Raw genomic sequence first — 15,086 nt, 5'->3', positions numbered from 1 at the left:
CACTTCACAAATTAAGCAAAACGCAGCAAAACCGTTATTGGCCCATTGGTGGAACTTCACGATTGCGACGAGCATAAAACTCCTCAACAAACGCGTCGAAGCGATCTTCTTCAATCGCTAAACGAATGCTTGCCATCAGGCGTTGGTAATAACGTAAGTTATGAATAGTATTTAAACGCGCACCCAGAATTTCGTTACAACGATCCAGATGGTGTAAATACGACTTCGAATAATTTTTGCAAGTGTAACAGTCACAATGCGGATCCAGCGCAGTTGTATCGGTTTTATGTACTGCATTACGGATCTTGATCACACCACCCGTCACAAATAGATGGCCATTACGTGCATTTCGCGTTGGCATCACACAGTCAAACATATCGATACCGCGACGTACCCCTTCTACTAAGTCTTCAGGTTTACCGACACCCATCAGGTAGCGTGGTTTGTCTTCTGGCAATTGTGGACAAGTGTGCTCAAGTACACGGTGCATGTCTTCTTTAGGTTCACCCACCGCTAAGCCACCAACCGCGTAGCCATCAAATCCGATCTCAGTTAAACCTTTCACGGAAACATCACGCAAATCTTCGTAAACACTGCCTTGCACGATACCAAATAGCGAGTTGGTGTTCTCTAATTTGTCGAAATGGTCACGTGAACGCTGCGCCCAACGTAAAGACATCTCCATTGATTTTTTCGCTTCGTCGTGCGTCGCAGGGTACGGCGTACACTCATCGAAAATCATTACAATGTCAGAGCCCAGATCTTTTTGAATTTCCATCGACTTTTCTGCGTCCATGAAAATCTTGTCACCATTTACTGGGTTACGAAAATGCACTCCTTCTTCCGTGATTTTGCGAATATCACCCAAGCTAAACACTTGGAAACCACCTGAATCGGTGAGGATCGGGCCTTGCCAGTTCATAAAATCATGCAAGTCGCCGTGCATTTTCATCACTTCTTGGCCAGGGCGCAGCCACAGGTGAAAAGTATTACCGAGCAAAATTTCTGCGCCCGTCTCTTTTACTTCTTCCGGTGTCATACCTTTTACTGTGCCGTAAGTACCTACAGGCATGAATGCCGGTGTTTGCACTGTGCCACGTTCAAAGGTTAATTGCCCACGGCGAGCATTTCCGTTTTTCTTTTTAAGTTCGAATGTTAACTTCACGAAGCCTCCAATGTCAGAGAAACAGTCTGACGTATCATGATTAGGTGCAAGCACCCCTCTAGAGCGGTCGCCAATTCCTAGCGAAAAACGAAGCGGAGCTTCTTCTCCTAGCGTAATGCTAGCACTCGTTAATTGGTGTTCTTGGTGATAAACATCGCATCACCATAACTAAAGAAACGATATTGATGTTTCACGGCATGCGCGTACGCGGCCATAGTATGCTCATAACCTGCAAAAGCGCTGACGAGCATAATCAGTGTCGACTCTGGCAAGTGGAAGTTGGTGATTAAGCAATCCACCAACTGATATTCATAACCAGGGAAGATGAAAATTTCAGTGTCACCGAAAAAAGGAACCAGCTCAGTGCCCTTTTTAAGCGCATCTTGCGCGGCACTTTCCAGTGAGCGCACCGACGTAGTTCCAACAGCGATCACTCGGCCACCACGCGCTTTCGTCGCGTTGACGGCATCGACTACCTCTTGTGGCACTTCAACATATTCTGCATGCATATGGTGATCGTGAATATTGTCGACTCGTACTGGCTGGAAGGTTCCAGCACCAACATGCAAGGTTACATAAGCAAATTCGACGCCTTTCGCTTTGATTTGTTCAAGCAGAGCCTCATCGAAATGCAAACCGGCGGTCGGTGCAGCGACAGCTCCCGGTTTTTGGTTGTATACGGTTTGATAACGCTCTTTATCAGCATCTTCATCAGGACGGTCAATGTAAGGCGGCAACGGCATATGACCAATCTCATTTAAGATCTCCAGTACCGTCTTTGACGCTGTAAAACGAATCTCGAACAACGCGTCATGGCGAGCCACCATCTGTGCATGATATTCGTCACGCTCTCCCAAATACAACTCACTGCCCGGTTTTGGCGGCTTAGATGAGCGAACATGAGCTAAAATCGTCTGTTCATCCAACATTCGTTCGACCAATACTTCCAGTTTGCCGCCTGAAGCTTTGCGCCCAAACATGCGAGCCGGGATGACACGTGTATTGTTAAAAACCAATAAATCGCCGGGCTGAACTCGGTCAAGAACATCTTTAAATGAGCCATCCGCCAGTTCACCGCTGTTACCGTCTAATTGCAGTAAGCGACTCGCCGTACGTTCAGCCATTGGGTAACGAGCAATCAGCTCATCGGGAAGTTCAAAGTGAAAGTCTGAAACTTGCATAGTTCTTATCTTGTTCGTTTTGAGTGGATGACGTAATTTTTTTAAGCGCCGTAGTATATACGCAAACTGCTTCGCTCGTCAGACCCAGATCTAAATTTAATGTAATTAAACATGAAAATGGCACCCAATCTTTACGCATCAATCAAAGTAAAAATAGCGGGAGCTCTCAGATCTTTTGCGCAGAAAAAACTATAGTTGAATCAGGTCAATAATAAAAAGGAGCTCGTTATGATCAAAATTGAAGACATGATGACTCGCAACCCCCATACCCTGTTGCGTACACACACGTTAGCCGATGCTAAGCACACTATGGAAGCGTTGGATATTCGCCATATCCCTATCGTCGATCCACACAAAAAACTGCTCGGTATCATTACTCATCGAGATATTCTTGCCGCGCAAGAGTCGAGCTTAAAAAACATCCCTGAAGATCAATCATATACACTGACAACGCCGTTATATGAGGTGATGCATACTGAAATTATGACGGTTGACCCACGAGCGGGCTTAAAAGAGAGTGCCATCTACATGCAAAAACATAAAGTAGGCTGCTTACCCGTTGTAGATAAAGGCCAACTAGTGGGCATTATTACTGACACGGACTTTATTGGAGTAGCTGTTACCTTACTTGAGCTACAAGAAGAGAGTGAACCGGACGAAGTCGATATTGATTAACGCTCACTCCCTATATAAGTACCTCACATAAAAAAGAGCGGCTTACGCCGCTCAAAGGTGTTACACAGATAATGATTGGGAAGTATAGCTAATTAAAATTGGTCTTCTTCGGTAGAGCCCGTTAACGCGGTCACGGAAGAGCTGCCACCTTGGATGGTATTGGTCATCCGGTCAAAGTAACCCGTTCCCACCTCTTGTTGGTGTGCAACAAAGGTATAACCTCTTGATGCTGCTTCAAACTCTGGACGCTGAACTTTCTCAACGTAATGACGCATACCTTCGCCTTGCGCGTAAGCGTGTGCTAACTCAAACATGTTGTACCACATGTTATGAATGCCCGCTAAGGTGATGAATTGATATTTGTACCCCATGTCCGACAACTCTTGCTGGAAACGAGCAATGGTGTCTGCGTCCAAGTTTTTCTCCCAGTTGAAAGAGGGAGAACAGTTATAAGCCAGCAGTTGATCTGGGTATTGCGCTAAAATTGCTTCGGCAAATTGGCGCGCTTCATCCAAATCAGGCTTAGCGGTTTCACACCACACGAGATCAGCATACGGCGCATAAGCGAGGCCGCGTGAAATCGCTTGCTCAATCCCAGCATTCACACGGTAGAAACCTTCTTGAGTACGCTCACCCTGAATGAAATCACGATCGTATTCATCACAATCAGAAGTCAGTAAATCGGCCGCATTTGCATCAGTACGAGCAATAACCAGTGTCGTTGTCCCCGCTACATCAGCAGCTAAACGAGCGGCAATCAATTTTTGAACCGCCTCTTGAGTCGGAACTAAAACCTTGCCGCCCATGTGTCCGCATTTTTTTACTGACGCCAACTGATCTTCAAAGTGCACACCGGCCGCTCCAGCTTCAATCATCGACTTCATCAACTCGTAAGCATTGAGTACGCCACCAAAACCGGCTTCAGCATCGGCCACAATCGGTAAGAAGTAATCAATACCACCTTCATCTTCCGGTGATTTTCCGGCCGCCCACTGAATTTGATCGGCACGACGAAACGAGTTGTTGATGCGCTTGACCACCGATGGAACAGAATCGACTGGATAGAGTGATTGGTCTGGGTACATGGTGGAAGCGGTGTTGTTGTCTGCCGCTACTTGCCAGCCGGAGAGATAAATCGCCTCAATTCCCGCTTTGGCTTGTTGTACCGCTTGGCCACCTGTCAATGCACCCAAACAGTTCACATAACCTTTTTTGGCACTGCCGTTAACCAGTGACCACAATTTATCAGCGCCACATTGGGCCAAGGTGTTGGCTGGAGTGATTGAACCGCGCAGGTCAACCACTTCAGCAGCAGTATAAGTACGCTTTACATTTTTCCAGCGTGGGTTGGTTGCCCAATCTTTTTCTAGAGCTTCGATTTGTTGGCGGCGAGTTAATGTCATGGTCTATCCCTCTTATTTTGATGCGCAAGCGCACTGTCATCCTTTTCTCAGCAGTACGACCTATTCTGCTTTCGAAAACAGCTTCACGTTATTGGTTGTCAGTAATTGGTTATTGGTTATTGGTTATTAGATATTGGTTATTAGATATTGGTTTTAAATCTCATCAATCTAGGTAGTCATAACCCGGAACGGTGAGAAAATGTGTCAGCTCATCGCTGGTAGTTAAGCGAGCCATCAATTGTGCCGCTTCGCTAAATCGTCCTTGTGTAAATCGCTGCGTGCCGATTTCCTGTTTCACGACTTCAATTTCTTGCGCAAGATACTGCTCAAAAAGCGCTTTGGTAACAATCAGACCGTTATCCAAGGCTTTTCCATGCTTGATCCATTGCCATATTGACGCTCGAGAAATCTCTGCGGTCGCCGCATCTTCCATCAAACCATAAATGGGGACACAGCCATTACCGGAGATCCATGCTTCGATGTACTGAAGTGCAACTCGAATATTATGACGCATGCCATGTTCGGTACGTTCCCCTTCACACGGGGTCAACAGCTCATTGGCATGAATCGGCGCATCAGACAGACGCGTAACATCTAATTGGTTACAACGTTCGCCAAGTACTTGGTCAAAGACCGCTTTTGCCGTATCCGCTAAACCGGGATGGGCAACCCAAGTACCGTCATGACCATTATTGGCTTCGAGTAATTTATCGTGATGAATTTTATCGAGAACCAACTGATTTTCTTGGGGATCTTTAGCTGGAATGAACGCGGCCATACCGCCCATCGCAAATGCGCCACGCTTATGACAGGTGTAGATCAGTAAGCGTGAATAGGCGTTAAGAAACGGCTTTTCCATTGTGACAACTTGGCGATCGGGTAGCACCCGATCCGGATAATTTTTCAATGTCTTGATATAACTGAAAATGTAATCCCAGCGGCCACAATTTAAGCCGACAATGTGTTCTTTAAGCGAGAACAATATTTCGTCCATCTCGAACACAGCAGGTAAGGTTTCAATCAATACGGTGGCTTTAATGGTGCCAGTTTCTAACCCAAAATACTCTTCGGTAAAATGGAAAACGTCACTCCACCACTTTGCTTCTTGATAGGCCTGAAGTTTTGGAAGATAAAAATAAGGGCCGCTGCCTTTTTTAAGCAATGATTTATAGTTGTTGTAAAAGTAGAGTGCAAAATCAAACAGCGAACCCGGAATACTTTGCCCTGCATATTTAACATGCTTTTCTTTAAGGTGCAGACCGCGCACCCGACAAATGAGCACCGCTGGGTTATCTTTAAGCTGGTAGCACTTACCATTGTCAGGGTTGGTATAGCTAATGGTTCCTTCAATGGCATCACGCAAATTGACTTGCCCATCCAGCACTTTATCCCATGCTGGTGACATCGAATCCTCAAAATCCGCCATGAACACTTTGACGTTAGCATTCAATGCATTGATCACCATTTTTCGGTCGGTTGGCCCCGTAATCTCCACTCGACGATCTTGTAAATCGTGTGGGATACCGAGAATTTTCCAGCTTCCTTCGCGAATATCTTGCGTATCCTTGAGAAAATCCGGCAGTTCTCCGTTATCAATACGTGTTTGTCGCTCTTCTCGAGCATCCAGCAGCGAATCAACACGGCTTGCAAATTTAGCACACAGAGTGGACAAGAAGATTTGGGCTTCTGAAGGGAAAATAGCGTGGTGATGTGAGCCAACGGCACCAACAACCTCAAGCTTGGCTTCGTGGTGTTCTTTACTGAGTACTAACTCTGTTTCTGGGGTCTGTGCAAACATAACGTTCTTCCTTAAACCATTCCAACTACATTTGTAATTTAAAAACCACAAATTCAAATGCTCATTTTTTGCTATCCACTGACTTATCTCTACCGATACTTTCTCTCAGCCAATCCAATATTTCAAGCCTAACCAAGCTAGACATAAGTCTTACAAAACCTTATTAAACCTTACATCAACTCATCATTCAGCAAAAGAGCCAAAGTTAATAAAAGGTTAAAAACAAAGTTTTATCCCGTTTCAAACCCATGTTTGATTTTCCTGCCAAATGTGAAAGTTATTACGTTATTTAATTACACAACTCAAAAAGGCAGATTTTAGTTTTAAACAGACGTTCGAAATGATGTCAGACGCAGTAAGGCTTGAATTTACGACTAACCGAGCGAGACAGATGCCTTATTTTTAAACGCAAGAGAAAATAGGATGTGTAAAATTGTGGCTGTAAATATTTTTTATTTTATGAAAACTTCATCAAGAATTGTTTGTAAAATTTTACAAGTTTAAAAACACTAACAGAATAAAAAACTAAAAAAAGCCACGTTTAAAGTGACTTTTTGATTTTTTAGGCCAAAGAAAGAGTAAGACTAATCGCTAAAGTAAACCAGAAACCACATCCGCTAACTGCTTAAAAGTGTGAGTTCGCGATGAACTTGGCCGCCAGACTAAACCAATCTCTCGATACGCTTGCTGGCCAGGAGGCTCGATGACCACTAAATTTTGGTTTTCAACTAAGCCATGATTGATTGCCATTTGTGGAATGAAAGTCGTCCCTAAACCATTGGCAACCATCTGCACTAAGGTGTGTAAACTGGTTGCGGTAAATGGATTAATTTTCTCTTTGGCGGTTAACTTGCAAGCCGACACAGCATGATCCGTTAAACAGTGCACATTTTCGAGCAAAAACACCGATTCATCAGGCAGGTCAGCATACTTGATTGGCATACGGATGCTATCCATTTGATGGCGGCTGATCACCATTTTGAATGGATCAATCCCCACGACTCGGCTCTCCATTTTGCCGATATCGACAGGCAAAGCCAAAATCAACACATCAAGCTCACCATGGCGCAGTGCAGCCAAAAGGTTCGTCGTCGTATCTTCTCGCAATAATAAGTTTAACTTAGGAAAGCGGACATTCACTTCTTGCACTAAATCACACAGTAAAAATGGAGCAATGGTTGGAATGCAACCTAACTTAAGTTGCCCCTGCATCTCATCGCCTTGACAAACCTTGCCGAGTTCCACTAAATCTTGCCCTTTGGCAAGCAATTCTCTTCCTTGGCTAACAACCAGCTCTCCTGCTTGAGTAAACACTAACGGAGCTTTCTTGTCCTTTTCATAAAGCGGGCAGCCTATTAATTCCTCTAAATTTTGGATCCCTTTACTTAGGGTAGATTGACTAACAAAACAACGTTCAGCGGCATCACTAAAATGTCGTGTTTCGTGGAGTGTTACTAAATAATGCAACTGCTTCAAACTAGGCCATTTATTCATCGTTCTACTATTATCTTATTTTGTGTGCCGTTTCTGATTTCGCCATTAGAACTCATCGTTTTTTTCGATGAGACTAATCTATTTATTTCGCTTTTTACTATCCTACAATCTGTACTATAGTTTGTCTCGTTCAAAAACGGACTAGGCCAGTACTCATCACTGGTTTGGAACTAAATCTCATTCTTAGGAGCAAAAAAATGGTACTAGTTGGTCGTAAAGCCCCTGATTTTACTGCAGCAGCTGTTCTTGGTAACGGTGAAATCGTTGATAGCTTCAACTTCGCAGAATTTACTAAAGGTAAGAAAGCGGTTGTTTTCTTCTACCCACTAGACTTCACTTTCGTTTGCCCATCAGAGCTTATCGCTTTTGACAAACGCTTCGAAGATTTCCAAGCGAAAGGCGTTGAAGTAATCGGTGTATCTATCGATTCTCAATTCTCTCACAACGCATGGCGTAATACCGCTATCGAAAACGGTGGCATTGGCCAAGTAAAATACCCGCTAATCGCTGACGTGAAGCACGAAATCTGTAAAGCGTACGATGTTGAGCACCCAGAAGCAGGCGTTGCTTTCCGTGGTTCTTTCCTCATCGACGAAGATGGTCTTGTACGTCACCAAGTTGTGAACGACCTACCACTAGGCCGTAACATCGACGAAATGCTACGTATGGTTGATGCGCTTAACTTCCACCAAAAGAATGGTGAAGTGTGCCCAGCACAGTGGGAAGAAGGCAAAGCCGGTATGGATGCATCTCCAAAAGGTGTTGCAGCATTCCTAGCTGAGCACTCAGACGACCTAGGCAAGAAATAATTCTCCTTAGCCCGCGCTCAACTCGGGTCAATGGTTGGACATATAATAAAGCGTAAAACGCATCGCCAATCAGTTAAGAAGTAAAGTCCTTATCCAAGCCCAAAGCTAACGCTTTGGGCTTTTTCGTTGCCGTTCATTTAGTGAAAATGAGGCAGCATTGGTTGGTAAACTTTACCCCTATTTCTTACCTCAATCACACAGACGTCACTACTCTAACTTGCTAACATTAACCAAATTTTTCCAGCAGGATTTTGCTATGAATATTCAAGTTGAAGTGTGTATTGATAATATTGAATCGCTACACAACGCCATTAAAGGCGGGGCTACTCGCATTGAATTGTGTTCGTCGCTCGCATTGGGTGGACTGACGCCCAGCTTTGGTTTAATGAAAAAGGCCGCACAAATATCGAGCGTTCCTGTTTACGCGATGATTCGTCCGCGTCAAGGCGACTTTCTTTATGATCAGGATGATCTCGATTCGATGTTGATCGATATCGAGATGGCAAAACAGGCGGGACTAGACGGCATCGTCTTTGGTATTTTGAATCCAAATCGCACCATCAACCTTGAAGCAAGCTTACTGATGATGCAAGCCGCGCAAGGGCTGGGTACCACTTTCCACCGTGCGATTGATCAATGCCACAGCTATGAACAAGCGATTGAAGACATTGCAAAATTAGGATGTGAGCGTGTACTTACTTCAGGTTTAGCGCCAGATGCCTATGCAGGACGAGCCGTAATTGCACACATGGTGAAACTGGCGAATGGTCGATTCTCTATTATGGCTGGGGCTGGCTTAAACGCATCAAACGTGACTGACATTATCCGTGAAACGGGCATCACTGAAGTGCATTTGTCCGGCAAAACCACGCGTGCAAGTAGCATGGATATGATCGCCAATGCGGTGAAAATGGGCCAAGAGTCTGTCGATGACACCCTCATCCCAATTACCGATCCGGCTAAAATCCAAGAGGTATTACGCCAGCTTTCTTAACTTCGGCGACCGTTATGTCTTGATGTAAGGTGAATCACTTTCCTTCACCTTACTTTACCCAAAAGGCTATTTGAGGATGTCATCAATCGATTGTTTACCTAAGTGGCGCACATCCTTACCTTTAACAAAATAGATGATGTATTCACAGATGTTCTGGCAGCGATCGCCCACGCGTTCGATGGCTCGTGCAGACCACATGACTTGTAATATATGTGGGATATTTTTAGGGTCTTCCATCATATAGGTCATCAGTTGGCGGATCACTGCTTCATATTCGGCATCCAGCTTGTCATCCAAGCGGTACACTTCAGCAGCCGATTCAAGATCCATCCGCGCAAACGCATCCAACACTTGGTGCAACATTGCAATGGCTTGCCGGCATAAGGGTTCAAGAGAAACTCGAAATTTGCTCTCTTTAGGTGAAGGGCTTTCGATAGTGACGTAGGCAATTTTGGTGGCAACATCACCAATTCGTTCAAGGTCGGTAATGGTTTTGATGATCGCCATGATCAAGCGCAGATCCTTGGCTGTCGGTTGTCGCTTAGCGATAATACGCGTGCAAGCCTCATCAATAGAGACTTCCATCGCATTCACTTTGTGATCATCCCGAACGACTTTTCTGGCCAGATCGGCATCATCTTTATGCAATGCTTGCATCGCAAAAGAGAGTTGTTGCTCCACCAGCCCGCCCATCGTCAATACATGAGTGCGAATCGATTCAAGTTCAACATTGAACTGTCCTGAAATGTGGCGACCTAGATGCATCATCGTTCCTTTTGAATATCGCTATTGACGAAAGTATTAACCATATCGACCAGTAATATAGTCTTCCGTTTGTTTTTTCAATGGGGAGGTGAAAATAGAATCAGTATCCGCATACTCAATCAATTTTCCCATATGGATAAAAGCCGTATGGTCGCTTACTCTTGCCGCTTGTTGCATGTTATGCGTCACAATCACCACTGTGTATTTGGTTTTGAGATCGTTAATCAACTCTTCGATGGTCAACGTAGAAATTGGGTCTAACGCAGAGGTTGGCTCATCAAGCAACAGCACCTCTGGCTCAATAGCAATCGCTCTGGCGATCACTAAGCGTTGCTGCTGCCCACCCGAAAGGCCAAATGCATTTTCATGTAGGCGATGCTTCACTTCATCCCATAACGCAGCGGCTCTTAAAGCTCGCTCAACGGAGTCATCTAAAGTACGGCTATTTTTAATTCCTTGTAGACGAAGCCCATACACTACGTTTTCATAAATGGATTTCGGAAATGGGTTGGGTCGTTGGAATACCATCCCCACTCGACGGCGCAACGTGGCAACATCCACATCTGGATGATAGACGTTTCTACCATGCAGTTTGACTTCACCTTCAACTCGACACCCTTCGACCAGATCGTTCATTCGGTTAATACAGCGCAGTAAGGTTGACTTACCACAACCGGAAGGGCCGATAAACGCCGTCACTTGTCCTTTGGGAATGCGCATTGAAATATGGCTCAGCGCACAAGTCTGTTTATAGAACAGATTCAGATCTTCAATTGCAATCGCCGTTTGTTGATCGCTCAGATTATTGACATCTAACGGGGCGTGATAACCCAAAGTTTGATTGATGGAAAACATAATTAATCTTGCCCTAACGTTCGATACTTCTCACGCAAGTTATTGCGGATACTGATGGCCGTTAAATTCAGTGCCACAATCACTGTCACCAATAAAAATGAAGTGGCGTACACCAGTGGCCTAGCCGCTTCGATGTTGGTCGTTTGGAAACCAACATCGTAAATATGAAAACCTAAGTGCATGAATTTTCGCTCAAGATGTACAAAGGGAAACTCGCCATCCACTGGTAAACTTGACGCCAGTTTGACCACACCCACCAGCATCAAAGGGGCAACCTCACCCGCGGCTCGCGCAATGGCGAGGATAAGCCCAGTAATAATCGCAGGGCTTGCCATCGGCAAGACTATGCGCCAAATCGTCTCAAAATGGGTAGCGCCCAATGCTAACGAGCCATGGCGTACTGCGCTGGGAATCCGTGTTAACCCTTCTTCCGTCGTCACAATCACTACGGGTAGAGTTAACACCGCTAATGTGAGCGCCGACCACAGTAAGCCAGGCGTACCAAAAGTGGGGGCCGGTAACCTTTCACTATAGAGTAGCGTATCAATCGATGAGCCGATGGTGTAAACAAAAAAACCAAGACCAAACACCCCATAAACAATCGATGGCACACCAGCAAGGTTGATAACCGCAACACGAATGATACGAGTAAACAGATTCTCTTTTGCGTATTCATGCAGATAAATAGCCGCCACAACACCAAGTGGCATGACGATAATCGACATCAACAACACCAACAGCACGGTACCAAAGATGGCTGGAAATACGCCGCCTTCAGAGTTCGATTCGCGGGGATCTTCTGATAGGAAGAGCCACACCTGCTTTCCCCACTGGACCAATTTTTGCGCCAAAGTCATATCATTGGGATACCAAATATCGAGAATTTGGCTAAGTGGAATCGCCACTCGTTGCCCACTCATCTCTTCAACAATCAACGACGGCCCATTCATTTGCTGGCGCAGCGCATCTAACTTTTGTTCGGCAATAGCTAATTGGCTATCCCAATCCTGCTTTTTATGAAAATAGTGCTCTAAATAGGTTCGTTCTAGCTTTCCATTGAGTTCTTTACGACGCTTCTCTAAACGTAATTTTTCGGCGGCAAAGCCAATGACTCGGATCTCTTGGTCAATCACATCGTCCATTTGCTCTCTCAATAACGTGACATCCTGCATTCCTGCAGCGAGCATGGTTTGAACATCCGAACTCTCGCTTCCATCGGTTTGCAAATAAGCAATCGGCTTGCCATAAAACTGTCCGTTACTCTTACGTTCTATTACCGCCCACCCGCTAGGCATTTGTTTATCCGACAGTTTAACATCCAGTATCGAGACAAAGTCCGCATGATTTCGCTCTCGGTTAGCGACTTTGATACTGAGCCGCTTCACTTGCCCAGCATCCAGTATGGCTTTGGGCCACGTAATATCTAACGCTCTTAAGTGTGTTAATGGCACATTTTCCTCAGAGTAGAGCTGACCAACCAGTGCTTGTCCCTCTTGAGTTTGCCATTGATAAAGTGGCGTCGGCCAAAAATAGGTTAATCCTTTCCAACCAATAAACAGGAGCAAGCCCAATACCGAAATCAGGCTGATGCTGACAGCACCGCCTGTTAACCATATCCAAGGTGAACCTGATTGAAACCACTTAAACATTTATGATGATTTTTCCCAATTGATTACAAAGCACCTTGATTACAAAGCGCGATATTTGGCACGCAACCTTTGTCTGACCCATTCAGCAATCGAGTTGACACAAAAGGTGAACATCAGTAGCAATAGTGCCGCTAAAAAAAGCAACCGATAATGGGAGCTCCCCACTTCCGACTCTGGTAACTCAACCGCAATCGTTGCCGATAGGGTGCGCATCCCTTCTAAAATATTCCAATCTAAAATAGGTGTATTACCCGTCGCCATAAGAACGATCATTGTTTCTCCGACGGCTCGCCCCAAACCCATCATGATCGCCGAGAATATGCCAGGACTTGCCGTTAACAACACCACTTTGGTTAATGTCTGCCAAGGTGTTGCGCCTAATGCTAATGACCCATCAGAAAGATGTTTAGGTACGGAAAAGATCGCATCTTCCGCAATAGTGAAAATGGTTGGAATGACGGCAAAGCCCATAGCAAAACCAACCACCAGCGCATTACGCTGATCAAAATCGATGCCGTTTTGCGCGAGATAAATCTGAATATCGCCATCAAATAGCCAAGCTTCAATTTGGCTGCTATGCGAAAAGATAACGACTGCACTAACGACTAATACGGGGATTAGTATCAATGCGTGCCACCCATTTGAAAAATTTCGCACCCACGCTCTCGGTAATAGGTGCCAACCTAGTCCAACGAGTAACATCACAATGGGTAAAAATAGCAGCAACGCTCCGACCGCCGCGAGATGGCTTTCAATTAATGGCGCAAACCACAACCCCGCTAAAAAACCAATAATGACGGTTGGTAACGCTTCCATCAATTCAATCGACGGCTTCACCACTCGGCGCATTCTCGGTGACATAAAATAAGCCGTGTAAATCGCGCCAAACACCGCAATCGGTATCGCAAATAACATTGCGTATGCTGCGGCCTTAAGAGTGCCAAAGGCTATCGGTACTAGGCTAAACTTAGGCTCAAATTCATCGTTCGCTGACGTCGATTGCCACACATATTGAGGCTCTGGATAACTTTCGTACCACACTTTTTGCCACAATGATGAGAGTGATATTTCAGGATAATCATTATCCACTTTTGCCACGCTGATCTTCTGCTCGCTCAACGTAGCGAGATAAAGCTCATTATTGGACATGGCGGCTAATTGAGGGGCTTTGTTGTACATCCTCTCAAACAACACCAGTTTTTCACTGGTCGTATAGTGACTTTGGATTGTGCCATTAGGGTAGAAACTGTAGAAACCTTTGCGATAAGTATCCGGCAGTAACAGCGTCACCTGCGGCGCTAATTTAAACTTACGAATCTGAGTCAGTTGACGTTCTTCATTTTGCAGCACATCAAACCATTGTGACACTAAGCCGTTACGGTGAGTCACCAGTAGCGAATAAGCACCGGACAATAAGTTGATTTGTGTCACGGCTCGATCAGAATTACCTTGGCTTAAATCAACCACTTCTCGCACGAAATAACCTTGACGACTCTTAACTGCAACAACCAATTCGGACCCTGAGCGAAGATAAAGCGTTTTACCATCTGGCGTAAAAAGCAATTGGTCCAAAGAAGGAAATGAGCCTTGAAACACAAAGCGCTGAATTGACTCGACGTTATCACTCGCCAAGGTTTGTACTATCACTTCATCATTATCGAGATAAGAAGCAAAGAAAATAAGCTCATCGGTAACGGAAAAGGCAAACTGGCGCAATGTTTGCGCTTTATGAGTCAGCCGAAAGGTAGAGGGTAAACTGACGCGCTCAAGATAAGGAGAAAACTGACGACCTTCCACGCTATGCAGATAACTGAATTTAGGGCGAGCAATAAAGACCTCTCCCGCCACATTGCTAGCGGCAAACCACCCATCCAGCGGGGGAGCTTGGCTAAAAAGATCAACGCGAATCGGGAGATGATCCGACCACAATGCGTGTTCCGTTTTGCCGTCCAAGGGCCAAAAGTTCATGCTGCCGTCAAGGTCAACAACAAAAGCATTCTCACCGTATTCATCTATGGCCAAAAATTGAGGATTGGATGTACTTACACTCACTTGCGCCACGTTACTTTCAATTTTTGCACTACCAAAAAGAGGGAAAACAACCATCGCAAGATAGACAAAAATCAGCACTAAAGCGCCAAGCACACTCACGCCACCAAAACTCACTGCAAGGCGAACCAAACGATCTTTTATAAGCCGTTTTCTGTCACGTTCCTTCAATGAAAATTCACTTGGTGCCATCAATCTCTCTACTCTTTTTTTTGTCTGCGTATAATATGTAATTTTCGTGACAAGTAT

At 45.1% G+C, this 15,086-nt stretch carries 12 protein-coding genes; 3 read left to right on the top strand and 9 right to left on the bottom strand.

Translation table 11 applies throughout. The features are described 5' to 3' along the window. Positions 1 to 34 precede the first annotated feature (34 nt). On the bottom strand, positions 35 to 1,165 hold the full coding sequence (tgt, locus tag CCZ37_RS03270) for a tRNA guanosine(34) transglycosylase Tgt (protein WP_094499736.1): 1,131 nt from the start codon (positions 1,163 to 1,165) through the stop codon (positions 35 to 37). 128 nt (positions 1,166 to 1,293) lie between these two features. Next, positions 1,294 to 2,346, bottom strand: a complete 1,053-nt coding sequence (gene queA, locus CCZ37_RS03265; protein ID WP_094499735.1) for a tRNA preQ1(34) S-adenosylmethionine ribosyltransferase-isomerase QueA — start codon at positions 2,344 to 2,346, stop codon at positions 1,294 to 1,296. 228 nt (positions 2,347 to 2,574) lie between these two features. Between queA and CCZ37_RS03260 the strand changes: the two genes are divergently transcribed. After that, positions 2,575 to 3,021, top strand: coding sequence for a CBS domain-containing protein (locus CCZ37_RS03260; RefSeq protein WP_010320420.1), 447 nt, complete (start codon positions 2,575 to 2,577; stop codon positions 3,019 to 3,021). A gap of 92 nt (positions 3,022 to 3,113) precedes the next feature. Here the strand turns inward: CCZ37_RS03260 and aceA are convergent, their stop codons facing one another. The 3 genes from aceA to CCZ37_RS03245 all read right to left on the bottom strand — a co-directional run bounded on the left by aceA (position 3,114) and on the right by CCZ37_RS03245 (position 7,716). Next, a complete protein-coding gene (aceA, locus tag CCZ37_RS03255) occupies positions 3,114 to 4,424 on the bottom strand; it encodes an isocitrate lyase (protein WP_010320421.1) in 1,311 nt (436 codons plus the stop codon). A gap of 163 nt (positions 4,425 to 4,587) precedes the next feature. Then, positions 4,588 to 6,222: a malate synthase A gene (aceB, locus tag CCZ37_RS03250; RefSeq protein WP_094499734.1), complete on the bottom strand. Its 1,635-nt coding sequence runs from the start codon at positions 6,220 to 6,222 to the stop codon at positions 4,588 to 4,590. 591 nt (positions 6,223 to 6,813) lie between these two features. After that, on the bottom strand, positions 6,814 to 7,716 hold the full coding sequence (locus CCZ37_RS03245) for a hydrogen peroxide-inducible genes activator (protein WP_010320424.1): 903 nt from the start codon (positions 7,714 to 7,716) through the stop codon (positions 6,814 to 6,816). A gap of 197 nt (positions 7,717 to 7,913) precedes the next feature. Between CCZ37_RS03245 and CCZ37_RS03240 the strand changes: the two genes are divergently transcribed. Continuing rightward, complete coding sequence (locus CCZ37_RS03240) at positions 7,914 to 8,525, top strand: peroxiredoxin C (protein WP_010320425.1); 612 nt, start codon at positions 7,914 to 7,916, stop codon at positions 8,523 to 8,525. 157 nt (positions 8,526 to 8,682) lie between these two features. Then, on the top strand, positions 8,683 to 9,519 hold the full coding sequence (locus tag CCZ37_RS03235; RefSeq protein WP_013857514.1) for a copper homeostasis protein CutC: 837 nt from the start codon (positions 8,683 to 8,685) through the stop codon (positions 9,517 to 9,519). A 66-nt stretch (positions 9,520 to 9,585) separates the two neighbouring features. Here the strand turns inward: CCZ37_RS03235 and phoU are convergent, their stop codons facing one another. The 4 genes from phoU to CCZ37_RS03215 are packed head-to-tail and all read right to left on the bottom strand — an operon-like array spanning position 9,586 to position 15,029. Next, positions 9,586 to 10,284 (bottom strand): phosphate signaling complex protein PhoU, encoded by a 699-nt coding sequence (gene phoU / locus CCZ37_RS03230; RefSeq protein WP_010320427.1) that lies wholly within the window; start codon positions 10,282 to 10,284, stop codon positions 9,586 to 9,588. 36 nt (positions 10,285 to 10,320) lie between these two features. Further along, on the bottom strand, positions 10,321 to 11,139 hold the full coding sequence (gene pstB / locus CCZ37_RS03225) for a phosphate ABC transporter ATP-binding protein PstB (protein WP_010320428.1): 819 nt from the start codon (positions 11,137 to 11,139) through the stop codon (positions 10,321 to 10,323). Positions 11,140 to 11,141: 2 nt separating this feature from the next. Beyond that, positions 11,142 to 12,788 (bottom strand): phosphate ABC transporter permease PstA, encoded by a 1,647-nt coding sequence (gene pstA, locus CCZ37_RS03220; protein WP_094499733.1) that lies wholly within the window; start codon positions 12,786 to 12,788, stop codon positions 11,142 to 11,144. A 39-nt stretch (positions 12,789 to 12,827) separates the two neighbouring features. Continuing rightward, complete coding sequence (locus CCZ37_RS03215; protein ID WP_010320430.1) at positions 12,828 to 15,029, bottom strand: ABC transporter permease subunit; 2,202 nt, start codon at positions 15,027 to 15,029, stop codon at positions 12,828 to 12,830. Positions 15,030 to 15,086: the final 57 nt, after the last annotated feature.

This window comes from Vibrio qinghaiensis (assembly GCF_002257545.1).
GTDB lineage: Bacteria > Pseudomonadota > Gammaproteobacteria > Enterobacterales > Vibrionaceae > Vibrio > Vibrio ordalii.
The sequence above is the reverse complement of the archived record's forward strand: the minus strand, read 5'-3'. Positions and strand labels throughout refer to the sequence as shown.